General features: G+C 65.5%; 17 protein-coding genes. 4 read left to right on the top strand and 13 right to left on the bottom strand.

The genetic code is table 11. The annotated features are described in order from the left end of the window. Positions 1 to 6 precede the first annotated feature (6 nt). Positions 7 to 1,557: an apolipoprotein N-acyltransferase gene (gene lnt / locus AC3WN8_RS25290; protein ID WP_492672276.1), complete on the bottom strand. Its 1,551-nt coding sequence runs from the start codon at positions 1,555 to 1,557 to the stop codon at positions 7 to 9. 63 nt (positions 1,558 to 1,620) lie between these two features. Here lnt and AC3WN8_RS25285 point away from each other — a divergent pair, with 63 nt between their 5' ends. Both AC3WN8_RS25285 and AC3WN8_RS25280 read left to right on the top strand, forming a co-directional pair. Then, complete coding sequence (locus AC3WN8_RS25285; protein WP_492672275.1) at positions 1,621 to 1,959, top strand: hypothetical protein; 339 nt, start codon at positions 1,621 to 1,623, stop codon at positions 1,957 to 1,959. Between the two features lie 13 nt (positions 1,960 to 1,972). After that, complete coding sequence (locus AC3WN8_RS25280; protein ID WP_492672274.1) at positions 1,973 to 2,557, top strand: hypothetical protein; 585 nt, start codon at positions 1,973 to 1,975, stop codon at positions 2,555 to 2,557. A 118-nt stretch (positions 2,558 to 2,675) separates the two neighbouring features. On the opposite strand, the gene AC3WN8_RS25275 is transcribed toward AC3WN8_RS25280, so the two are convergent. The 4 genes from AC3WN8_RS25275 to AC3WN8_RS25260 form a co-directional block, all read right to left on the bottom strand. Further along, positions 2,676 to 4,100 carry an efflux transporter outer membrane subunit gene (locus tag AC3WN8_RS25275; protein ID WP_492672273.1) on the bottom strand — a complete coding sequence of 475 codons (1,425 nt, stop codon included), beginning with the start codon at positions 4,098 to 4,100 and terminating at the stop codon, positions 2,676 to 2,678. A gap of 14 nt (positions 4,101 to 4,114) precedes the next feature. Next, positions 4,115 to 7,282 carry an efflux RND transporter permease subunit gene (locus tag AC3WN8_RS25270; RefSeq protein ID WP_492672272.1) on the bottom strand — a complete coding sequence of 1,056 codons (3,168 nt, stop codon included), beginning with the start codon at positions 7,280 to 7,282 and terminating at the stop codon, positions 4,115 to 4,117. 152 nt (positions 7,283 to 7,434) lie between these two features. Then, a complete protein-coding gene (locus AC3WN8_RS25265) occupies positions 7,435 to 8,742 on the bottom strand; it encodes an efflux RND transporter periplasmic adaptor subunit (RefSeq protein ID WP_492672271.1) in 1,308 nt (435 codons plus the stop codon). An 11-nt stretch (positions 8,743 to 8,753) separates the two neighbouring features. Next, positions 8,754 to 9,119, bottom strand: coding sequence for a hypothetical protein (locus AC3WN8_RS25260; protein WP_492672270.1), 366 nt, complete (start codon positions 9,117 to 9,119; stop codon positions 8,754 to 8,756). Between the two features lie 295 nt (positions 9,120 to 9,414). Between AC3WN8_RS25260 and AC3WN8_RS25255 the strand changes: the two genes are divergently transcribed. After that, entirely contained in the window at positions 9,415 to 10,026 is a 612-nt protein-coding gene (locus AC3WN8_RS25255; protein WP_492672269.1) for a TetR/AcrR family transcriptional regulator, read from the top strand. Positions 10,027 to 10,258: 232 nt separating this feature from the next. On the opposite strand, the gene AC3WN8_RS25250 is transcribed toward AC3WN8_RS25255, so the two are convergent. From AC3WN8_RS25250 to AC3WN8_RS25215, 8 genes are all read right to left on the bottom strand, one after another. After that, positions 10,259 to 12,280, bottom strand: coding sequence for a 3-hydroxyacyl-CoA dehydrogenase NAD-binding domain-containing protein (locus AC3WN8_RS25250; protein WP_492672268.1), 2,022 nt, complete (start codon positions 12,278 to 12,280; stop codon positions 10,259 to 10,261). Between the two features lie 286 nt (positions 12,281 to 12,566). Beyond that, positions 12,567 to 13,787, bottom strand: coding sequence for a serine hydrolase domain-containing protein (locus AC3WN8_RS25245; protein ID WP_492672267.1), 1,221 nt, complete (start codon positions 13,785 to 13,787; stop codon positions 12,567 to 12,569). Next, positions 13,784 to 14,731, bottom strand: coding sequence for an aldo/keto reductase family protein (locus AC3WN8_RS25240; RefSeq protein ID WP_492672266.1), 948 nt, complete (start codon positions 14,729 to 14,731; stop codon positions 13,784 to 13,786). Before AC3WN8_RS25240 ends, AC3WN8_RS25245 begins: the two co-directional genes overlap by 4 nt. Before the next feature lie 13 nt (positions 14,732 to 14,744). Beyond that, a complete protein-coding gene (locus tag AC3WN8_RS25235; protein WP_492672265.1) occupies positions 14,745 to 15,548 on the bottom strand; it encodes an SDR family NAD(P)-dependent oxidoreductase in 804 nt (267 codons plus the stop codon). Between the two features lie 10 nt (positions 15,549 to 15,558). Further along, entirely contained in the window at positions 15,559 to 16,629 is a 1,071-nt protein-coding gene (locus AC3WN8_RS25230) for a phosphotransferase family protein (protein WP_492672264.1), read from the bottom strand. Beyond that, the gene (locus AC3WN8_RS25225) at positions 16,626 to 17,711 is read right to left on the bottom strand and encodes a Zn-dependent alcohol dehydrogenase (protein ID WP_492672263.1); all 1,086 of its coding nucleotides are present in this window, start codon (positions 17,709 to 17,711) and stop codon (positions 16,626 to 16,628) included. Before AC3WN8_RS25225 ends, AC3WN8_RS25230 begins: the two co-directional genes overlap by 4 nt. Further along, positions 17,711 to 18,991 (bottom strand): acyl-CoA dehydrogenase family protein, encoded by a 1,281-nt coding sequence (locus AC3WN8_RS25220; RefSeq protein WP_492672262.1) that lies wholly within the window; start codon positions 18,989 to 18,991, stop codon positions 17,711 to 17,713. Before AC3WN8_RS25220 ends, AC3WN8_RS25225 begins: the two co-directional genes overlap by 1 nt. A 79-nt stretch (positions 18,992 to 19,070) precedes the next feature. Beyond that, positions 19,071 to 20,525 (bottom strand): MFS transporter, encoded by a 1,455-nt coding sequence (locus AC3WN8_RS25215; RefSeq protein WP_492672261.1) that lies wholly within the window; start codon positions 20,523 to 20,525, stop codon positions 19,071 to 19,073. A gap of 164 nt (positions 20,526 to 20,689) precedes the next feature. Between AC3WN8_RS25215 and AC3WN8_RS25210 the strand changes: the two genes are divergently transcribed. Continuing rightward, a partial coding sequence (locus AC3WN8_RS25210; protein ID WP_492672260.1) for an acyl-CoA dehydrogenase family protein occupies positions 20,690 to 21,630 on the top strand: 941 nt, incomplete at its 3' end.

The raw sequence follows: 21,630 nt of genomic DNA, 5'->3' as shown, positions 1-21,630 counted from the left end.
ATCGCCTTAGCGGCGGCGGCGGCGCAAGGCAACGCCGAGAGCCCCAAGAAAAACTGCGAACGCCAGTGGCAGGATGTTTCCGAGGCGTGCAAACAGCGTCGGCGCGTGCGGCGCGGGCAGGCGGGTCTCGATGAACCCCGATTGATGATGCGGGATGCTTGCGAGCACGCGGCCATCGGCATCGACCACCGCGGAAATGCCCGTCGGGGTCGATCGGATCACCGGAACCCCGTCTTCGATCGCGCGCAGCCGCGCCTGTGCCAGATGCTGGGGCGGCCCCCAACTGCCGAACCAGGCGTCGTTCGACGGGTTGAACAGGAAATCGGGGCGGTTGGCGCGATCGACGACCTGGCCGGAAAAGATGATCTCGTAACAGATCTGCACGCCCACCTTGCCGAAGCCCGGCAGCGTATAGCTTTGCGGCCCCGGGCCGGGCCAGAAATCGACATCGCCGGGCACGAGCCGCGACAGGCCGATCGCCGACAGGATCGGCCGCATCGGCAGATATTCGCCATAGGGAACGAGATGCGCCTTGTCGTAACGGTGGAGCAGGCGCCCGGCCGAATCCATCGCGTACATGGAATTGCGCCCACCGATCGTGCGCTCTTCCAGATAGCCGTCCACGGCCTTGCTGTCGCGATAGCGCTTGGTCGCGCCGAGCAGCAGGATATCGCGCGGGCCGAGCAGCGCCGCGATACGCGCGCGGGCAAAGACATCCTCGTCCAGATATTCGGGTACCGCCGCTTCGGGCCAGAGCAGCAGCCGCGGCTCCGCGCCAGGCCTGCCCGAAAGCGTGGCGAGCTTGCGGAAATTGGCGGCGTCCTGGGCCGGGTCGTATTTGGTCTCCTGCCCGATATTGGGCTGGACGACGCGGATCAACGGGCCGGCGGGCCCGGTGGCGGGCCCCAGAAACCAGCCAAGGATGAATGCGATGGCGACCGGCGCGGCGAGGAGGAGCATCGTCGCGCCGGGTTTGCCTGTCCCAATTCGAGGGGCGCTCCGCTGTCTGACCATCGTCGCCAGCAGCCAGACGATCGCCGCGAACATCATCGCCATGCCCGAAAGGCCATAGGTGCCGATCAGGCTGGTCAAGCGGGCGATATGGTGCAGCGGCAGCAGCGTCACGCCCAGTGGATTCCATGCGAAGCCCGTGAACATCGTCGCGCGCAGCCACTCGGTGACAATCCAGGCGGCGGCATAGATCAGGACATAGGCCGCTGCATGGTCGCGACCCCAGCGCCAGGCGAGGCCCGCCGCCATCGCCGGATAGACGGCGAGATAAAGCGACAGCAGGACGACCGCGCCATAGCCGTACCAATGCGGCATCGCATCCTGGAACGTGAAGGCATGGGCGATCCAGTTGAGCCCGACGGTGAAATGCCCGACGCCGAACAGCCAGCCGATCAGCAGCGCGGACCGGAGCGCCGGCGCGGTACGGACGAGGTGGAGCAGCAGCGCGAAGCAGGCGAGCGTGACTGGCCAAAGCCCCAACGGCGCGAAGCCCGTGGCGGAGGCGAGCCCGGCGAGGAGCGCGAGAATCGGGGTGAAGCGCGACACGGCCCGCTTGTCGCCGTCATGTCCGGAGTTTTCAAGCGGAGCGTGGCGTGGCAAGCACGTCGCATGGATTTTTGGGTTTTCGCCGTCTTGCTGCTTGCCTTCGGGCAGGACGCACCCGCCGCATCGGCTTTGCCGAGCGCGGCGCGCTGCACCGCGCTGTTCGAGATCACGCTCGATCAGCTGAAACAGAAGAGCGGCGATCCCGCGATGACCGCGGGTTTCGTTCAGGATACCGCTGCGCTGCGTGCGATCGTGATCGCCGAGCAGCGCACCGCGGCCGATCCGCAGGCGGCGGCCGACGCGGCGATCGCCGCCGAGCGCCGGGCCGTGCGCGACGCGCCCGAGGATTTCGACCTCAAGCCCTGCTACCGCGTGAAGGCGCTGGGGCCGCTGCGTGGTTGAATGGATCATGTTGATGGCGGCCGCATCGCTCGATGCGACGCAGCAGCGCGATATCGCCTGCGTTGCGACGCTCGCGATCGTTACCTACGAGCAGGGGCGCGGGGAAACACGCTGGCCGGCCGTGGGCGAGGATGGCGCGCGCTATGCGCAAGTGGTCGGCGAACGGGTGATGAAGCAGAGCGGCCAGACGCGCGAGCAGGTCCGCGATGCGATCCTGGCCGCGGTCGTCGAGCGCCAGAAGGCGAAGACATTGCCGGATACCGAGGTGACAGCCTGTCTGGCGCTGATGCGCGACGCCTTGCCGGCGCTTCCGGCGCCGACACTGCCGCAATGCGCGGCGATGCTGCGGCTTGCCTATGATGACGAGCATGGCCGCAACGGCCTGTCCGACGATGCCAGAAAGCTGGCGACGATCGCGTCGATCCTCGACCACAAGGCGCGCGAGGCGCTGCGGGCCGAGGGCAGATCGGGGCCCGAGGCCGATGCGGCGATGACCACGGCGCGCGAGCGCGTTGCCGCCGAGGTCAAGGCGCGCGAAGCCGACGGCGTCTCGGCGGGGCTCGATTATTCCGCCTGCCTGGTGATGGCGAAACCCTGAATTGAACTGTCGCCCCAACGAAAGCTGGGGCCCATACGATCTTTCAGTCTCGCTGCGATCCGGGGCATCGCATGGGCTCCAGCTTTCGCTGGAGCGACAGGTGGATTTGCGAAAGCGTTCAGCCGCCCGTCGTCTGCACCTGCCAGCCGCCACCGAGCGCGCGGAACAGGTCGACCTGGGTCGTGGCGATCCGGGCGTCGGACAAAGCGAGATCTGCCTGGGTCTGCGCCAACGAGCGTTCGGCATCGAGCACCGCGAGCGAATCGATCTTGCCTTCGCGCAGCTGGATGCGGGCGAGGCGCGCTGCGGTTTCGGCCTGGGTGCGTGCGTCGTTGAGCGCGATCCGCCGATCGAGTTCATGGGCATAGGCCGACAGCGCGGTCTCGGTTTCGCGCAGCGCATTGAGCACGGCGCCGTCGAAATTGGCGAGCGCCGCTGCCGAGGATGCCTCGGCCTGCTCGATCCGTGCCCGGTTGGCTTCCTGGTTGGGGAATGACCAGTTGAGCAACGGCCCGAGCAGCCAGCGGAAGGGCCCCCCGGTGAAGAGGTCGCCGATCGACGGCCCGGTCGCGCCGATCGACGCGCCGAAGCTGATCCGGGGGTAGAGATCGGCGGTGGCGACGCCGATCCGCGCGGTCTCCGCCGCCAGCCGCCGTTCCGCCTCACGCACATCGGGGCGGCGCGCGATCAGCGCGCGACCGTCGCCGACCGGTATCGCCTGATCGAGCTTCAGGATCGTCCGGCGCGCGCCCGCCTCTGGAGGGAGCTGGGCGGGCGCGCGGCCGGTGAGCGTGGCGAGGCGGAACAATGCCCCATCACGCTCGGCTCGAAGCGGCGGCAATGCGGCACGCTGCTGGTCGCGAAGGGACGCGACACGAGCAACGTCGAGACGCGTGCCGCGCCCCGCTTCGAAGCGTTTGGTGGTGACGTTCAACGTCTGGTCGATCAATGTGACGGTGCGTTCGGCGACGCCCAGCCGCTCGGCGGCGGCGCTGGCATCGGCATAGGCGCGTGCAGTCTCGGCGGCGACCGCGACGCGGACCGCGTCCCGGGCGGCCTCGGCCGCATCGGTATCGCCCCGCGCCGCCTCGATCGAACGGCTGACGCGTCCGAACAGGTCGACTTCGTAGGAAATGTCGAGCCCGACATCGAAGCTCGAATCGGTGCGGTCGATGCCCGGGGCCGCCTGACCCGCTGGCACGCGTCCGTAGGTTGCTCCCGCGCCGACCGTTGCTTGGGGTAGGCGGCCGGCGCGGGTCTCGCGCAGCTGGGCTCGTGCGCGAGATAGGTTGGCGGTGGCGACGCGCAGATCGGTGTTGTGGACGAGCGCGTCCGCAACCAGCGTGTCGAGCACCGGATCCTGATAGAGCCGCCACCATTCGCCCGCGGGCTCGGCGGCGGTGAAAGCGGGGTTGGCCGCGGCGATGAACGGACCGGCCGCTGCCGGCGCGGGCGTCGGCGCGATATGATCGGGGCCGACCGCGCAGGCGGCGAGGGTCAGGACGCTGGCAAAGGCCAGGGCAGTGTTGCGAAAGCGGGTCATTTTTCTGTTCTCCCTTATTCGGCGGGCTGGAGCGCGGGCTCCGACGGCGTTCCGCGACGCGGCATCCAGCCGCGCATGGTGCGGAGGGCGACGTAGAAGACCGGCGTGAAGACCAGCCCGAAGAAGGTGACGCCGATCATGCCGAAGAAGACGGCGGTGCCGAGCGCCTGGCGGAGCTCCCAGCCGGGTCCCGATGCGGTGACCAGCGGCAGCACGCCCAGGATGAAGGCGAAGCTGGTCATCAGGATCGGACGAAGCCGTGCCCGTGCCGCCTCGACCGCCGCCTGGAGCGCGGTGGCGCCGCGTTCCTCGGCCTGTTTGGCGAATTCGACGATCAGGATCGCGTTCTTGGCGGCGAGCGCGATGAGCACGATCAGGCCGATCTGCGTCAGGATGTTGTTGTCCATCCCCCGCAGGTTCACGCCCGCCATTGCCGCGAGCAAGGTCATCGGCACGATCAGGATGATCGCGAGCGGCAGCACCAGGCTTTCGAACTGCGCGGCCAGCACGAGGAAGACGAAGATCACCGCCATGGCGAAGACGATCGCGGCGACGTTGCCGGCGGCCTTCTGCTCGAAGGCGATGCCGGTCCACTCGCTGCGAAAACCCGAGGGCAGGCTCTTCGCCATCACTTCCATCGTTGCGATCGACTGGCCGGTCGAGAAGCCGCGCGCGGTCTCGCCATCGATCTCGACCGCGGGGAAGAGGTTATAGCGGGTCACGCGATAGGGGCCGGCCTTGTTCTCGAAGGTCGCGACTGCGCCGATCGGCACCATGCCGCCCGAATTGGACCGCGTCTTCAATTGCGCGATGTCGGCCGGATCGTCGCGGAACGACGCATCGGCCTGTGCGGTCACGCGGAAGGTGCGGCCGAGCAGGTTGAAGTCGTTGACATAGGCCGAACCCAGATAGACCTGCAGCGCCTCGAACACGCGGCTTGCCGGTACGCCCAGCATGTCGGCCTTGGCGCGATCGATGTCCGCATAGATGCGCGGGGTGGCGGTGTTGTAGAGCGTGAAGACGTTCATCAGGCCTTTTTCCTGATGCGCGCCGCCGATCACCCCGCCGGCCGCCTGTTCGAGCGCCTGATAGCCCTCGCCATTGCGGTCCTGCACCATCATCCGCCAGCCGCCGCCATTGCCGATGCCCTGGATCACCGGGGGCGGCAGGACAAAGGCCATCGCCTCGTCCATGTCGGCAAGCGCCGCGCGCATGTCGTTCTCGATATTCGCCTCGGTGCGGTCGGTGCCGGCACGTTCGGAGAAGGGCTTGAAGGTGATATAGGCGGCGGCGGCATTGGGCGCCTGGGTGCCCGACGCGCCGTCGAAACCGGCGAACATCACAGCGGCCTGGGTGCCGGGCACTTCCAGCAGCTTCTTCACTGCCTTTTTGAGCACGCGGTCGGTCTGCTCGACCGAACTGCCCGGGGGAAGCTGGATCGCGGCAAGCGCATAGCCCTGGTCCTGCGCGGGCACGAAGCCCGCCGGGGTCGCCCAGAACAGGCCGACCGTGGCGACGACGAGGCCCGCATAGGTGACGAGCATCTTCTTCGGCGCGCCGGCGACGCGATGGGTGAAGTCGCCATACCAGACGCTCAGCCGGTCGAAGCTGGTGTTGAAGCGTTCGCCCGCGCGATAGGCGATCCGCCGCCAGCCGCTGGCCGGCGCCTCGGTCGCCTTGGGCTTGAGCAGCCGGGCGGCGAGCGCGGGGGAGAGCGTGAGCGACAGGATCAGCGAGATGATCGTGGCGGTCGCGATCGTCACCGCGAACTGGCGATAGAATTCGCCCGAAATGCCGGTGAGGAAGGTGGTCGGCACGAACACCGCGCACATGACGAGCACGATCGCGACCAGTGCCGCGGACACTTCGTCCATCGATCGATGCGCGGCGTCGCGCGGGTTCATGCCGTGCTCGATATTGCGTTCGACATTCTCGACGACGACGATCGCGTCGTCGACGACGATACCGATCGCGAGCACCAGCCCGAACAGCGACAATGTGTTGAGCGAATAGCCGAAGGCCGCGAGCACCGCGAAGGTGCCGATCAGCGAGACCGGGATCGCGATGACCGGGACGATCGCCGCGCGCCAGCTCTGCAGGAAGACGATGATGACGAGCACGACGAGCAGCACCGCTTCGAACAGGGTCTTCTGCACGGCGGTGATCGATTCACCGATGAACTCGGTGGGGTTCCAGATGATCCGGTATTCGAGCCCCTTGGGGAAAGTCTTGGCGGCATCGGCCAGTTCGGACTTGATGCCCATGGCCGCGGCCAGCGCATTGGTGCCGGGCCGCTGGGTGATGCCCATGATGATGGAGTCCTGGCCCGACAGATAGGCGTTCACGCCATAATCCTCGGCGCCCAGCTCGACGCGCGCGACGTCGCGCAACCGCGTGATCGCGCCGCTCTCGTCGGTGCGCACGATGATGTTGGCGAATTCGTCGGCGGTTTTGAAACGGCCCTGGGTCTCGACGTTGATCTGCTGCGCGGCGCCGGTGTCGAAGGGCGGCTGGCCGACGGTGCCGGCCGCGACCTGGACGTTCTGCGAGCGCAAGGCGGTGACGATGTCGCCCGCCGTCAGGCCGAGCGCTGAAGCGCGGCCAGGATCTATCCAGATGCGCATCGCATAGTCGCGCGCGCCGAACACCTGGACGTCGCCGATGCCGTCGACGCGGGTCAGGCGGTCCTTGAGCTGGGTCAATGCGTAGTTGGAGACATAGCCGCGATCGAGCGAGCCGTCGGGCGACAGCACATTGACCGCCATCAGCCACGACGGAGACGTCTTGCGGACGACGACGCCCTGGCGGCGGACTTCTTCGGGCAGGCTCGGTTCGGCCAGCGCGACGCGGTTCTGCACCAGCACCTGCGCGGTATCGAGATTGGTGCCGATCTTGAAGGTCGCGGTGATCGTCAGCCGGCCGTCGCCGGTCGATTGCGACGACATGTAGAGCATGTTGTCGACGCCGTTGATCTGTTGTTCCAGAGGCGCTGCGACGGTGTCCGCCACCGTCTCGGCGGAGGCGCCGGGATAATTGGCAGAAACGGTGACCGTCGGCGGCACCACATCGGGATATTGCGAGACCGGCAGCCCGAAATAGGCCGCGGCGCCGACGATCGAGATGATGATCGCGATCACGCCCGCGAAGATCGGACGGCGGATGAAGAAATGACTGATGCCCATGGCTTTTGCCTTTGTTTTTGTGCCTGATCGTATCGCCCTGGGGACCGCCCGGGCCGGGCTCGTCGAAACCTTGTCGCTCTGGCCCGATAGTGGCGCCGGAGCGGCAAGGAGAGGGACTCGACGGGCTCAGCCCGGACGGGGCGGGGAACCGATCATCGCGCCAGCGTCGCTTGTGACGCCGATGGCGTCTGAACCGGGGTTGTCGATGGCTTGAACGATGCCGGCGGATCGATCTTGCCGATGCGCGCATTCACCTTGCTGCCCGGCATCGCGAACTGCAGGCCCTGGATGACCACGCGGTCGTCGGCCTTCAGCCCCGAGCGGATGCTGCGCAGGCCGCCGACCAGCGGGCCGGGTACGACCTCGCGCGCCGCGACCGTGCCGTCCTTCGCCACCACGAAGACCACGCGGCGCGCCTGATCGGTGCGGACGGCGGCATCGGGGATCAGCAGCGCCTGTGCGGACCCGCCATCGGTCAGCCGCATATTGCCGAACATGCCGGGCGCGATGAAATAGTCGGGATTGTCGATCACCGCGCGGCCGCGCATCGTGCCGGACTTGGGATCTATAGCGTTGTCGGTGAAATCGACCTTGCCCGACCAGCTGTAATCGGCCTCGTCCTGCAGCTTGATCTGGACCTGCTGCGCCTCGCTGCCGCCCTTCTGCCTGTCGCGAAGACCCTTCAGGTACAACGCCTCCGAACCGTCGAAGGTGAAGTAGATGGGATCGAGCGCGAGCACCGTCGTCAGCATCGATTCATTGGCACCGACGAGATTGCCGACATCGACCCGGCGATCGGAGATGCGGCCGGTCACCGGCGAGCGGATCTGGGTGAATTCCAGATCGAGCTGACGGCTGCGGACCAGAGCCTGTGCGGCGGCGACGCCGGCCTCGCCCGAGCGCATCGCGGCGCGGAGTGAATCGACTTCTTCCTGGCTCACCGCTTCGTCGCTGATCAGCCGTGCGGCACGGGCATATTCACTGCGGGCTAGGGCAAGCTGGGTCTGCGCCGACGCGGCGCGCGCGCGCGCCTCGGCAAGCGCCGCCGTGAAGGGGCGCTGGTCGATGGTGAAGAGCAGCTGACCTCTCTGGACGATGTCACCATCCTTGAAGTGGACCGCGGTGAGCTGGCCCGAGACGCGCGGGCGGATCTCGACCGCCTGGCTCGCTTCGAACCGGCCGGTATAATCGTCCCATTCGGTGATGGCGCGCTGCAGCGGCTGGCTGACGGTGACATTGGGTGGCGGCGGCGCGTCGGCCTGTGCTTCTCCGCCACCGAAACCCTTCACCCCGGCAAAGGCGGCGGCGGCGATCAGAACGGCAACGATGCCGGTCTGCGTCTTGCGCTGCACGCCCCAGGGAAGGCGCTTTTGCGGTGCGGAGGTGTCCGCGCCGTTGGGCTGTTCCTCCGGCTGGTTGTCGACGGGTTCGCGGTCGCGATCGGGGAATGACTTGTACATGGGTACGCCTTTCAGCGGGAGAGGGAGGAAAGAGCGGACACCGCGCGGCGCGAGAAGCCGGCGGCAAGAAAGGCATCGATCTCGTAGGCCGGCAGCCGGTCGCGCAGATACCGTGCAACCACGGCGAAACGCCGCAGCGCCTCCAGCCTGGGGTTGGCGAGCGGATTGGGACGACGGATGCCGAACAGCGCCTCGGCGATCCGCACGAAGCGCGTGCGCGGGCGAACGCTCCAGGCCGTATCGCGCGCTGCAAGTGCCAGCACATGCAGCTCGAGCGCGGTGAAGACTGGCTCTGGTCCGGGCGCGGCCGTTTTCGTCTCGTCCGCCTGTTGAGCGGCGACGCCAAAAGGCCACCCGTCGAAGGCACGATAGGCCATCGGAGCAACTCCCTGTTCTGATCTGTCTCTAAGTCCGAATCGGAGTGTTACCGATCGGTACGTTTCTAATAGGTACCGATCGGTAACATGGCAAGCGTTTTTCTGCTGCGCTTGCGAAATGGGCGATGATAGAAAAGCTTACAGGGGTGAAAGCAGGCTTGTATATTGACGTATAATCAACATCTTATGGCCATGGATGGGACGGTGATGGTGGATGTCGTTCATCACAGGTGCACGATTTGCACTTTAGGTACCGTTCTGTTACATCTTTTTAAACCGCACGGACGCTCTTTGAATGAAGACCAAGACCGTTGACCTTGATGCCGACTGCGTCTGCGAACCCCGCAAGGGCGCAGGTCTGCGCATTTTCGAGACTGCACGAGAGCTTTTCTACAAGCGCGGCATTCGCGCAGTGGGTGTCGACGAGATCGTCTGCCAGGCAGGCGTGACCAAGCCGAGCCTCTATCGCAGCTACGAATCCAAGGATGCGCTGGTGGCCGCCTGTCTCGAATCCTATGTCGAGGAAAGCTGCGCGGAGATCGATGCCGCGGTCGATGCGGCGGGCGAGAATCCCCGCGATCAGCTTCGCGCCATCGTCGCGCATTATGCGATCCAGATGACGAGCCCCGATTTTCGCGGTTGCCCGATGTCCAACACCGCGGTCGAGTTTCCCGAACATAGCCATCCGGGCCGGCCGGTGGTGGAGGATTGCAAGGTCGCCTTTCGCAGCCGGCTTGTCGAGATCACCCGGCGCATGGATGTGCGCGAGCCCGAGGCATTGGCGGACGGATTGCTGATGCTGATCGAAGGCGCGTACAGCACCCATCATGTCTTTGGCAGCCAGGGCCCGGCCCTGACCTTGGTCCGCGCCGCCGATGCATTGATCGGGGCCTACGGGCCGCGCTGAGCGGGTGGGGGCATTTCACACCCTGCCCACCTACCACGCTCAACATCAGGCAGCGATGTCTCGATCGCGATGCAATAGAACCCGTTCGTGTCGAGCGAAGTCGAGACACGCTGCGCCGCGACCAACGTCCCTCGACTTCGCTCGGGACAAACGGAAGGGGAGGCGACCCGGTTCGAGCTGAACCGGATCACCTTCCGAGCCGGCTGGTGACGCCATCTCCCTCGAAATCGTTCTAGTTGAACCGCCCTTTGCTCGCAGCCTTCTCCGCAAGCAACGGCGCGATCGCGAAACCGTGCTTCTCCAGCCCGGCCTTGATCTTGTCGGCGCCTTCGAGGTCCGCCCAGAACATCGGGCCGCCGCGATAGACCGGCCAGCCATAGCCATAGACCCAGACGACATCGATGTCCGATGCGCGCTGCGCCATCTTCTCTTCCAGAATCAGGGCGCCTTCGTTGACCATCGAGTAGAGCGTCCGCTCGATGATTTCCTCGTCGCTGATCTCGCGCTTCACCGCGCCCGACTTGGCGGAGAAATCGTCGATGATCGCCTGGACCTCGGCGCTGGGCGAGGGGTTCCGCTTCTCGTCATAATCGTAAAAGCCCTTGCCGGTTTTCTGACCCCAGCGGCCGACCGCGCACAGCGCGTCGCGGACATTCTCGATGCGGGTGGGGTCGCGGTGCCAGCCGATATCGACGCCGGCCAGGTCGCTCATCTGGAATGGACCCATCGGCATGCCGAAATCGACATGGACCTTGTCGATCTGCTGCGGCGTGGCGCCTTCCATCAGCAGCTTCATCGCCTCGATCTGGCGCGGCTTCAGCATGCGGTTGCCGATGAACCCGTCGCAGACGCCCGCGACGACTGCGACCTTCTTGATCTTCTTGGCCACCGCCATCGCGGTCGCCAGCACGTCGGGTGCGGTCTTGGCGCCGCGCACGACCTCGAGCAGCTTCATGACGTTGGCGGGCGAGAAGAAATGCAGGCCGAGCACGTCCTGCGGGCGGCTGGTCGACGCCGCGATCTCGTTCACATCGAGATAGCTGGTGTTGGACGCCAGGATCGCACCGGGCTTGGCGATCGCGTCGAGCTTGCCGAACACCTCTTTCTTGACGTCCATATTCTCGAACACGGCTTCGATGATCAGGTCGCAATCGGCAAGGTCGGCCATGTCGAGCGTCGGGGTGAGGATGCCCATCGCGGCTTCGACCTGTTCGGGTTTCATCCGGCCTTTGGCGGCGCTCGCCTCGTAATTCTTGCGGATGACGCCGACGCCGCGCTCGAGCGCGTCCTGCTTCATTTCTAGGATCGTCACCGGAATGCCCGCGCTCAGGAAGTTCATCGAGATGCCGCCGCCCATCGTGCCGGCGCCGATCATGCCGACCTTGCGGATGTCACGCAGCTTCGTGTCTTCCGGCACGTCGTCGATCTTCGATGCCTTGCGCTCGGAGAAGAAGATATGGCGCTGGGCGGCGGACTGGCTGCCCATCATCAGCTTCATGAATTCCTGGCGTTCGAATGCGATGCCGTCCTGGAAGGGCAGGCGCGTGGCGGCCTCGACACAGGCGATATTGGCGGCGGGCGCGTCGAAGCCGCGGAACTTCTTCGCATTGGCCTTGGTGAAGGTCTCGATATAGGCGGGATCGCCCTTGACCGGCAATTCGCTCGACCTGCGCGGACCCTTGGCGATGCAGTCGCGCGCATAGGCGATCGCTGTCTCGGCGAGCTTGCCTTCCTCAGCCACAAGATCGACGAGCCCCAGGCTTTCGGCCTTGCTCGCGCTCACCGGATTGCCCGTCGCGCACATCTCGACGGCGGCCTCGATCCCGGCGACGCGCGGCAGGCGCTGGGTGCCGCCGGCACCGGGCAGAAGGCCCAGCTTCACTTCCGGCACGCCGAGCTGGGCGGACGGAACGGCGACCCGGTAATGGCAGGACAAGGCGGTTTCGAGTCCGCCGCCCAGCGCGGTGCCGTGGATCGCCGCAATCACCGGCTTGGTGCATGCTTCGATCAGGTCGACCAGGGCGGGCAGGCTCGGCTCGACCGGGGCCTTGGTGAATTCGGTGATGTCGGCGCCGGCGAAGAAGGTGCGGCCGTCGCAGCGGATGACCACCGCCTTCACGGCATCATCGCCCAGCGCTTCCTCTATCCCGGCCTGGAGCCCCTGGCGGACGGCGGCGCCGAGCGCATTCACCGGCGGGTTGTTGGAGATGATGACGAGTATTTCGCCATGACGTTCGGTGGTGACGACGGACATTGGTTCCTCCAGTTTCTCTTGTCTCAACTCAGTTATGTTTGGTCATTCTGCCCCTCTCCTCCCCATCGAAGATGGGGAGGGGGACCATCGACCATAGGTCGATGGTGGAGGGGAAATGCGATACTGGGGTTACGCGGAGTTTCGATCGGAATTGCATCGATATTCCTGGCGCGAAATCATGCATCGCATTTCCCCTCCACCACGCCGCTTCGCGTCGCGGTCCCCCTCCCCACGCTTCGCGCAGGGAGGAGAGATGAGGTCATGAATGAAGACATAGGCACAGACATCAATCGGCCAGCGCCGAATAGATCATGGTCTTGATCTCGCGGCGCACCGGATAGGTGTTCGACGGCATCAGCTGGGTCATGAAGATCATGATGACGTCTTCCTGCGGATCGACGAAAAAGGCGGTCGAGAACATGCCGCCCCAGAAGAAATCGCCCTTCGATCCGGGGACCATCGTCGCAGCGGGATCGATGGTGGTCGCGAATCCCAGCCCGAAACCGGTGCCTGCATTCTCCGCCTCGCTGAACAGCGCCTTGGAATGCTGGGTCAGGTCGCCGCCGCCGGGCAGATGGTTGGCGGTCATCAGCGCCAGCGTCTTGCGGCTGATGATCCGTGCGCCGTCCAGCTCGCCTTCGTTGAGCAGCATCCGGCAGAAGCGATGATAATCGGCCAATGTCGACGCCATGCCGCCGCCGCCCGAAAGCTGGTTGGGCTTGCGCGCCCAGGCGCTCTTGGCGCCTGTGTCGTACATCTTCTTGGTTTCGGCGGCATTGAAGACATAGCAATCGGGCAGGCGGTGATGCTTCGCCTCCGGCACCTGGAAATGCGTATCGTCCATGCCGAGCGGACCGGTGACGCGTGCCGCGATCGCTTCGTCGAGCGGCCGGTCGTCGACGCGCTGGATGATCGCGCCGAGAATATCGGTCGCCACCGAATAATTCCACGAACTGCCCGGATCGAACTGAAGCGGAATGCCCGCGAGCAGCGTGATCAGCTCCTCCAGATCGGGGCCGGCAAAGGCTTCGAGCTTGGCTGCGCGATAGGCCGCGTCGATCGGCGTGCGTTCCTGAAAGCCATAGGTGAGGCCCGAGGTATGGCGCAGCAGGTCGATCATCCGCATCGGCGCCGTTGCCGGGCGTGACGTGAAGGGCTGGTTGCCGCCGCCGGCGACGAAGACGCCGAGATCCTTCCATTCGGGGATCACGCGGTGGACGGGATCGGCGAGTGCCAGCTTGCCTTCCTCGACAAGCTGCATGAACGCGATCGAGGTGATCGGCTTGGTCATCGACGCGATGCGGAAGATCGCATCGTCCTTGAGCGGTTCGCCGGCACGGGCTTCGCCCTGGACCGAGAGATGCGCGATCTCGTCGCCGCGACCGACGAGCAAGGCGGCATGCGGCAGCCGTCCGGTATCGAGATATTTGGCCTTGAGATGTGCGGGAATGCGGGCAAGGCGCTCGGCATCGAAGCCCAGTTCGGCGGGATCGGACATGGTGATCATGCGCGCACGATCGAAGCGGCGATCGCCTCGGCCTTTTCGAACAGGGCCGGATCGATCGAAAGCCCGCTGGCGGCGGCATTGTCGTCGACCTGTTCGGGGCGGCTCGCGCCGATGATCGCCGATGCGACATTGGGTTCGCTCAGCACCCAGGCGAGCGCGAATTGCGCCAGCGTGCAGCCCGCTTCGGCGGCGAGCGGCCGAAGCTGTTCGACCGCGCCGAGCACTGCATCGTTCATGAAGCGATCGATGAAGCCGCCCATCTGGTCGCTGGTCGCGCGACTATCGGGTGGCGGGGCTTCGCCCGGCCGGTATTTGCCCGTGAGCACGCCCTGCGCCAGTGGCGACCAGACGATCTGCGAAATGCCGTTCGCGGCCGAAAGCGGAATGACTTCGGCTTCGGGCGCGCGCCACAGCAGCGAATATTGCGGCTGGCTCGAAACGAACTTCACCGTTCCGGGTACGGCGAGCGCGTCGCGGATATTCTGCGGCGACCATTCGGAAAAGCCGATATGGCGCGCCTTGCCCGCGCGGACGACTTCGCTCAGCGCCTCCATCGTCTCCTCGATCGGCGTCTCGTCGTCATAGCGATGGCATTGATAGAGATCGATATAGTCGGTCTTGAGACGGGTGAGCGACGCGTCGACCTGTTTGAGGATCTGCGCGCGCGACAGGCCGCGATCAGTGTCGGTCATCGGGAAGAACAGCTTGGTCGCCAGCACATAGCTGTCGCGCGGCCGGCCGGCGAGCGCTTCACCCAGGAAGGTTTCCGCCGCGCCCTTGCCGTAGATATTGGCGGTGTCGATGAAATTGATGCCGATCTCCAGCGCGCGGTCGAGACAGGCGCGCGCCTTGTCCGCCTCGACGCCGACGCCGAAGGTCAGCCATGATCCGAGCGCGATCTCCGAAACCTGGAGATCGCTGTCGCCGAGCCTGCGATATTTCACCGATGATTGTCCTTCATGCCGCGGTCTTGCCGGTTTCCTGGCGGGTCACGGGATGCGAGCTGGATAGCCCGCCATCGACCGCGATCGCCTGGCCGTTCACATAGCTGGATTCGTCGGAGGCGAGGAACAGGGCCGTGAACGCGATCTCTTCCGGCTGTCCTGCGCGGCGCAGCGGATTGAGCCGGCCGATCTTTTCCTCGACGCCCTTTTCGCGCGCATAAACGAAGGCACGCTCGGTCATGCCGGTCTCGATCAGCCCCGGGCAGATCGCATTGACCCGCACGCCCGTACCCGAAAGCTGCTGCGCCGATGTCTGCACCAGGTTGATCACACCCGCCTTCGACGCCGAATAGGCCGGACAGCCTGCGCCCGACCGGATGCCGGCGACGCTGGCGGTGCAGATGATCGAGCCCGAGCCCTTCTTCATGATCTCCTGCGCGGCGTGCTTCACGATCAGATAGGGTCCGATCAGATTGACCTGCAGGATCTGCTGCCAATCCTCGACGCTGTGATCGAAGATACCGGTCAGCCCGCCCGAAATGCCGGCATTGGCAAAGGCGATATCGAGTCCGCCATAGGAGAGCCGGGCGGTCTGGACGAGGTTCTTCACATCCTCTTCCTTGCCTGCGTTCATCTGGATCGCGTTGACCTCGCCGCCTTCGTCGCGGATCAGCTTCGCGGTCTCGTGCACGCTGTCGGCCTTGTCGCCGATCACCAGCCGCGCGCCGTTGCGCGCGAACAGCAATGCCGTCGCGCGGCCGATGCCCGATCCCGCGCCAGTGATGACCGCGCTCTTGCCCTGCAACCGTCCGATCATATGGCGTCTCCTATTCCGCTCCAGCCTTCACCGCGAACGCCCAGGCCGCCTTGGCCAGCGACGGCGCGGGCGCGGCGGTTGCTTCCGCCTGCGCGCTCGACGCGGTGCCTTCGAGGATACGCTTCCTGATGCCCTGGACGATGCCGGTGAGGCGGAACAGATTGTAGCTGAAATACCAGTTGAGGTCCGGCAGACCCGTGCGGCCGGTCGCAGCGCAATAGCGTTCCACCGTCTCTTCGAGCGTCGGGATGCCGAGCGCGGCAAGATCGAGGCCACGGATGCCCGAACGGCCCTCCGGCTCGGTCACCCAGTTCATCAGCAGATAGGAGAAATCGGCCAGCGGATCGCCGAGCGTCGAGAGTTCCCAGTCGAGCACCGCCAGCACGTGCGGTTCGGCGGCGTCGAAGATCATATTGTCGATGCGAAAATCGCCATGGACGATCGAGACGCGATCCTGTGCCGGCATCGTCCTGGGCAGCCATTCGATCAGCCGCTCGACCTCGGGCATATGCTCGGTTTCCGAGGCACGATATTGCTTGGTCCAGCGACCGACCTGGCGCTCGAAATAATTGCCCGGCTTGCCATAATCACCCAGGCCCGCGGCCTCGTGATCGACGCTGTGGAGCGCGGCCATCGTATCGATCATCGCGTGATAAAGGCCACGTCGCTCGTCCGGCGCCATACCGGGCAGCGAACCGTCCCACAGGTTGCGACCCTCGACCAGGCCCATCACATAGAACATCGATCCGATCACGCCGTCGTCGGTGCACAGCCCATATGGGCGGGCGACCGGAAAACCGGTGGGATGAAGCGCCGCGATCAGCCGATATTCGCGGTCGACGGCATGAGCGGACGGCAGCAGCGGCCCGAACGGCTTGCGGCGCAGCACATAGGCGCCGCTGGGCGCGTCGATGCGATAGGTCGGGTTGGATTGCCCGCCCTTGAACTTGGTCAGCCGGATCGGTCCCTCGAATCCCGCGACGTTCGCGGTCATCCACGCCGTCAGCGCGGCTTCGTCGAGCCGATCCTTTTCCGGAACCTCGACCGTGCCGGTCATGTTCGCCTGCGTATCCCCGGTCATGCGTCGAACACGATCACGGTGCGCGCCGAGTCGCCCTTGCGAAGCTCGTCGAACGCATGGTTGATCCTGTCGAGCGGCACGCGCTCGGCAATGATGGTATCGAGGTCGAGCAGGCCGCGCATGTAGAAGTCGACGAGGCGCGGGATATCGACCGGGAAGCGGTTGCCGCCCATGATGGCGCCCTGCAACTTCTTGCCCGACAGCAGGTCCATCGCGCTGAGCCCGGTCTTGTGGTCGAGCGGCATCATGCCGAGCACGGTGGCGGTGCCGCCGCGGCGCAGCAGCCTGACCGCCATGTCGCCCGATGCCGGCCGTCCGACCGCTTCGATGGCATGGTCGACGCCGCCTTTGGTCAGCGCGACGATCTCGTCGACCGCACCTTCTGCCGACGAATCGACCATATCGGTGGCGCCCAGCTTTTCGGCGAGTGCGCGTTTTTCCGGTACAGGATCGACCGCGATGATCCTGCCCGCGCCCGCGATACGCGCCGCATTGATCGCCGCGAGCCCGACGCCGCCGCAGCCGACGACTGCGACGGTCTCTCCGGGCGTGAGCTTTGCCACGTTGAACACCGCGCCGGCGCCCGTCGTCACCGCGCAGCCGAGCACACTGGCGCGGTCGAGCGGCATTTCGGGATCGATCGCGACACAGGCATGTTCGTGGACGAGCATCTGTTCGGCATAGGCCGACAGGTTGAGCATCTGGTTGATTGGCGCACCGCCCATGCTGAGCCGCGGCGGCTCCCCCTTTTTGCGGCGCGTATCCCCGCCCAGGCACAGCGACATCCGGCCGGTGACGCAGAATTCGCAATGACCGCAAAAGGCCGACAGGCAGGTGACGACCGCATCGCCGACCTTCACCGTCGTCACGCCTTCGCCGACCATCTCGACGATTCCGGCCGCTTCATGGCCTGGAATCGCGGGCAGCGGGTGCGGATAGGCGCCGTCGACGAAATGCAGGTCCGAACGGCAGACGCCGCACGCCACCGTGCGGATCAGCACTTCGCGCGGACCGGGCTTGTCGACCGCGATCTCCTCAATGGTGAGGGGCATTTTCGCTTGGTGGAGGACGGCGGCCTTCATCAGCGCGATCCCGCCGCCGCCTTGGCCGCGGCGATCGCGTCGCGACCGCCATGCTTGCCGAATTCGAGGCGGGCGATCGCGCGGTTATGGACTTCGTCGGGGCCGTCGGCGAGCCGCAATGTGCGGATGCCGGCATAGGCGCGGGCCAGGCCGAAATCCTCGGACACGCCGGCGCCGCCATGCGCCTGGATCGCATCGTCGATGATGCGCAGCGCCATGCGCGGTGCTGCCACCTTGATCATCGCGATCTCGGCCTGCGCGGCCTTGTTGCCGGCCTTGTCCATCATGTCGGCGGCCTTCAGGCAAAGCAGGCGGCACATCTCGATATCGATCCGCGCTTCGGCGATGCGCTGTTCCCATACGCTGTGCTCGGCCACCGCCTTGCCGAAGGCGACGCGCGACAGCAGCCGCTTCGCCATCTTCTCGATCGCTTCCTCGGCGACGCCGATGGTGCGCATGCAGTGATGGATGCGGCCGGGCCCGAGACGCCCTTGCGCGATCTCGAAGCCGCGCCCCTCGCCGAGCAGAATATTCTCTGCCGGCACGCGCACGTCGTCGAGCTGGATCTCCATATGACCGTGCGGCGCGTCGTCATAGCCGAAGACGGGCAGATGGCGCAGGATCTTCACACCCGGTGCGTCGAGCGGCATCAGGATCATCGACTGCTGCGCGTGGCGCTGTGCCTCGAAATCGGTCTTGCCCATCAGGATCGAGATTGTGCAGCGCGGATCGCCCGCGCCCGACGACCACCATTTGCGGCCGTTGATCACATAATCATCACCGTCGCGCGTGATCCGCGTCTCGATATTGGTCGCGTCGGACGAGGCGACCGCCGGCTCGGTCATCAGAAAGGCGGAGCGGATCTCGCCGTCCATCAGCGGCTTGAGCCACCGGTCCTTCTGGTCGCGGGTGCCGTAGCGGTGGAACACTTCCATATTGCCGGTGTCGGGCGCCGAGCAGTTGAACACTTCCGACGCCCAGCCGATGCGGCCCATTTCCTCGGCGCACAGCGCATATTCGAGATTGGAGAGCCCGGGGCCGTCAAATTCGAAACTGTCGTCGACAGGGGTGCGGCCGGATGCCGGCGGCATGAACAGGTTCCAGATACCGGCCGCCTTGGCGCGGGCCTTCTCCTCCTCGATCACCGGCAGGACTTTCCAGCGCCCGCCTTCGGCCTGCTGCGCATGATAATCATGGTCGCGCGGACGAACATGCGTCTCGATGAAGTCGCGAACGCGGTCGCGCCAATAGGCTTGCCGCTCGGTCAGGGTGAAGTCCATCGCGTCTCTCCTGCCTCAGATTTTCGATCGTGCCCGATAGGCGAAAGCCGATTCCGCCCGGCTTGTGAACCCCCGATTTTTAGGCGTCGACTGCATTGTTCCCGCCTTCCGCTACGGCAAGCTGGCGCAGTCGCGCTTCATGTTCCGCACGACCAAAGGGGAATCGCGTGAAGATCCATGCCGCGCACAGCCCGATCGCGACGGTCAGCCCCGCATAGGCCGCCATCAGCCGCGTGATCACCGTTGAGTCGACCGCTGCGGGTTGCGCTTCGGCCGGGAAACCGATCGCGCCGAGCAGCGCGCCCGACAGGAAGATGCCGACTCCCGTCACGCATTTCTGCGTGAAGAAGAATCCGGCGAAGAACAGCCCTTCGGTGCGCTTGCCCGTTTTCGCTTCGGACGCTTCGGTGACGTCGGCGACCATCGAGGCGGTGAGGATCATCACGCCGACGCCCGCGGCGGTCGAAAGCGCCATCAGCGAAAGGAAGGCCGGCATCAGCAAGGGCGCGCCGTTGGCCGGGAACAGGCCGGCGAGTCGCAGCCAATAGGGCAGGGTGGCGAAGGTGAGGCTGACGATCGCGAGCAACGCCGCGGCATCCTTCTTCCCCATATGGCGCGAAATCGCGGCGACGCCGAGAAAGGCGAGCACCACCCCGGCAAACAGGGCAAGCGCATAGGTGATGAAGGCGACTTGCGGAAACTCCCAGACGAACAGCAGCAGATAGTTGCTGAGCGCGAAGGTGAGGCCCTGATTGGCGAAGGCGAAAAGGGCGGCCGCCATCAGGATCAGGAAAGGCCGGTTGCTCAATGTCCCCGCGATCGCGCGCAGCGTCGGGCCAAGGGGCAGCCGCTCCGGCGCGGTGGCGTGGCGGCGCGCATAGGCGCGATGCGTGCCGATCGCCGAGACCAGCACGGCGACGAGCATGATCGCCGCGCCGACCAGGGCGAAACGATGATAGCCATTGGGATTGAGCTGTCCGATGGGATAGCCGGGCTCGGGTACCAGCAATGCCGCGAAAGCGAGCACCAGCATCGCGAGGCCGCCCGCCCAGCCGAACAAATAGCGATAGCGCAGCACCGCGGTCCGCTCGTGATAGTCGCGCGTGATTTCGGGCGCGAGCGCCAGCGACGGCACTTCGTAGCAGGAGACGACCGCGCGGACGAGAATCGCGATGCCGATCAGATAGGCGAACTGCACCCCCGGCGACGCATCGGGCGGATTCCACAGCAGCACCCACACCAGTGCGATCGGCACGGCGGAAAGATAGAGCCAGGGATGGCGCCGGCCCCAGCGCGAATGCGTCTGATCCGAAAGATGGCCGACCAGCGGATCGATGCACGCATCGACGAGCAGCGCGACCATGATCGCCAGCCCGACCTGATGTGCGGGCAGGCCCACCACCTGATTGTAGAAGAGCAGCAGGAAAACGGAGAAACCGTTGTCCTTGATGCCATAAGCGACGGCGCCGAAACCATAGGCCAGCTTGGTGCGCAGGGGGACGCGATGAGACGCTGATTCGCTCTCGACTCTCAAGGGCCATCCTCTCTTTTCCGCGGCAAGCATGGGGGGTGGCACGGGCATGGTCAATGCGCGCGCCGCTGACGCTACGGCACCTGCGATTCCCGCAGAATCCCTTGCTTGGCTGGTTTTGCGGCCATAGTCTCGGGCATGAAATCATGCTCGGAGAGGAGCGACGAATGAGCGACCTTGAGACCTTCCGCGCGGAAACCCGCGCCTGGCTGGAGGCCAATTGCCCCGCCGAGATGCGCGAGCCGGTGAAGGACGAGACCGACGCCTGCTGGGGCGGCCGCAATCCCACTTACAAGAACCCCGCGCAGAAGCTGTGGATGGACCGGATGGCCGAAAAGGGCTGGACGGTGCCCGACTGGCCGAAACCCTATGGCGGCGGCGGCCTCTCGCCCGCCGAGACCAAGATTCTCCGCCAGGAAATGGCGTCGCTCGGCTGCCGCTCGCCGCTGTCGTCCTTCGGCATCTGGATGCTCGGCCCCGCGCTGCTCAAATTCGGCACCGAGGAACAGAAGGTCCATTATCTCAACCAGATCGCCAGGGGCGAGATCCGCTGGTGCCAGGGCTATTCGGAGCCGGGTTCGGGCTCCGATCTCGTCTCGCTCCAGACCTTCGGCGAGGACAAGGGCGACCATTGGGTCGTCAACGGCCAGAAGATCTGGACGAGCTATGCCGACAAGGCCGACTGGATCTTCTGCCTCGTCCGCACCGACAAGGACGACAAATATAAGGGCATCAGCTTCCTGCTATTCGACATGGCGACGCCGGGCGTCACCACCAAGCCGATCAAGCTGATCTCGGGCAATTCGCCTTTCTGCGAGACGTTTTTCGACAATGTCGTTGTGCCCAAGGCGCAGATCGTCGGCGAACTCAATCGCGGCTGGGACGTCGCCAAATATCTGCTCGGCCATGAGCGCGAGATGATCTCGGGCGCCGGTAACGCGCCGGTGGGTTCGGTCGGCGCGATGCACAAGGATCTGATGGCGGCCGACCCGATCCTGCGCGGCGACATGGCGCGGCTCGACATCGATACGCTCGCCTTCCGTGCGATGGGCGAGAAGTTCATCGACGAGATGAAAGCGGGCAAGGCCCATCCCGCCCAGCCCAATAT

It is taken from the genome of Sphingobium sp. FW305-3-2-15-F-TSA7 (assembly GCF_058787155.1).
The sequence above is the reverse complement of the archived record's forward strand: the minus strand, read 5'-3'. Positions and strand labels throughout refer to the sequence as shown.

Bases quoted from the DNA above. Each gene is read 5' to 3' on its own strand.
- AC3WN8_RS25285 (WP_492672275.1), top strand. From the start codon at position 1,621: ATGGATTTTTGGGTTTTCGCCGTCTTGCTGCTTGCCTTCGGGCAGGAC.
- AC3WN8_RS25280 (WP_492672274.1), top strand. From the start codon at position 1,973: ATGGCGGCCGCATCGCTCGATGCGACGCAGCAGCGCGATATCGCCTGC.
- AC3WN8_RS25275 (WP_492672273.1), bottom strand. From the start codon at position 4,100: ATGACCCGCTTTCGCAACACTGCCCTGGCCTTTGCCAGCGTCCTGACC.
- AC3WN8_RS25270 (WP_492672272.1), bottom strand. From the start codon at position 7,282: ATGGGCATCAGTCATTTCTTCATCCGCCGTCCGATCTTCGCGGGCGTG.
- AC3WN8_RS25265 (WP_492672271.1), bottom strand. From the start codon at position 8,742: ATGTACAAGTCATTCCCCGATCGCGACCGCGAACCCGTCGACAACCAG.
- AC3WN8_RS25260 (WP_492672270.1), bottom strand. From the start codon at position 9,119: ATGGCCTATCGTGCCTTCGACGGGTGGCCTTTTGGCGTCGCCGCTCAA.
- AC3WN8_RS25255 (WP_492672269.1), top strand. From the start codon at position 9,415: ATGAAGACCAAGACCGTTGACCTTGATGCCGACTGCGTCTGCGAACCC.
- AC3WN8_RS25250 (WP_492672268.1), bottom strand. From the start codon at position 12,280: ATGTCCGTCGTCACCACCGAACGTCATGGCGAAATACTCGTCATCATC.
- AC3WN8_RS25245 (WP_492672267.1), bottom strand. From the start codon at position 13,787: ATGATCACCATGTCCGATCCCGCCGAACTGGGCTTCGATGCCGAGCGC.
- AC3WN8_RS25235 (WP_492672265.1), bottom strand. From the start codon at position 15,548: ATGATCGGACGGTTGCAGGGCAAGAGCGCGGTCATCACTGGCGCGGGA.
- AC3WN8_RS25230 (WP_492672264.1), bottom strand. From the start codon at position 16,629: ATGACCGGGGATACGCAGGCGAACATGACCGGCACGGTCGAGGTTCCG.
- AC3WN8_RS25225 (WP_492672263.1), bottom strand. From the start codon at position 17,711: ATGAAGGCCGCCGTCCTCCACCAAGCGAAAATGCCCCTCACCATTGAG.
- AC3WN8_RS25220 (WP_492672262.1), bottom strand. From the start codon at position 18,991: ATGGACTTCACCCTGACCGAGCGGCAAGCCTATTGGCGCGACCGCGTT.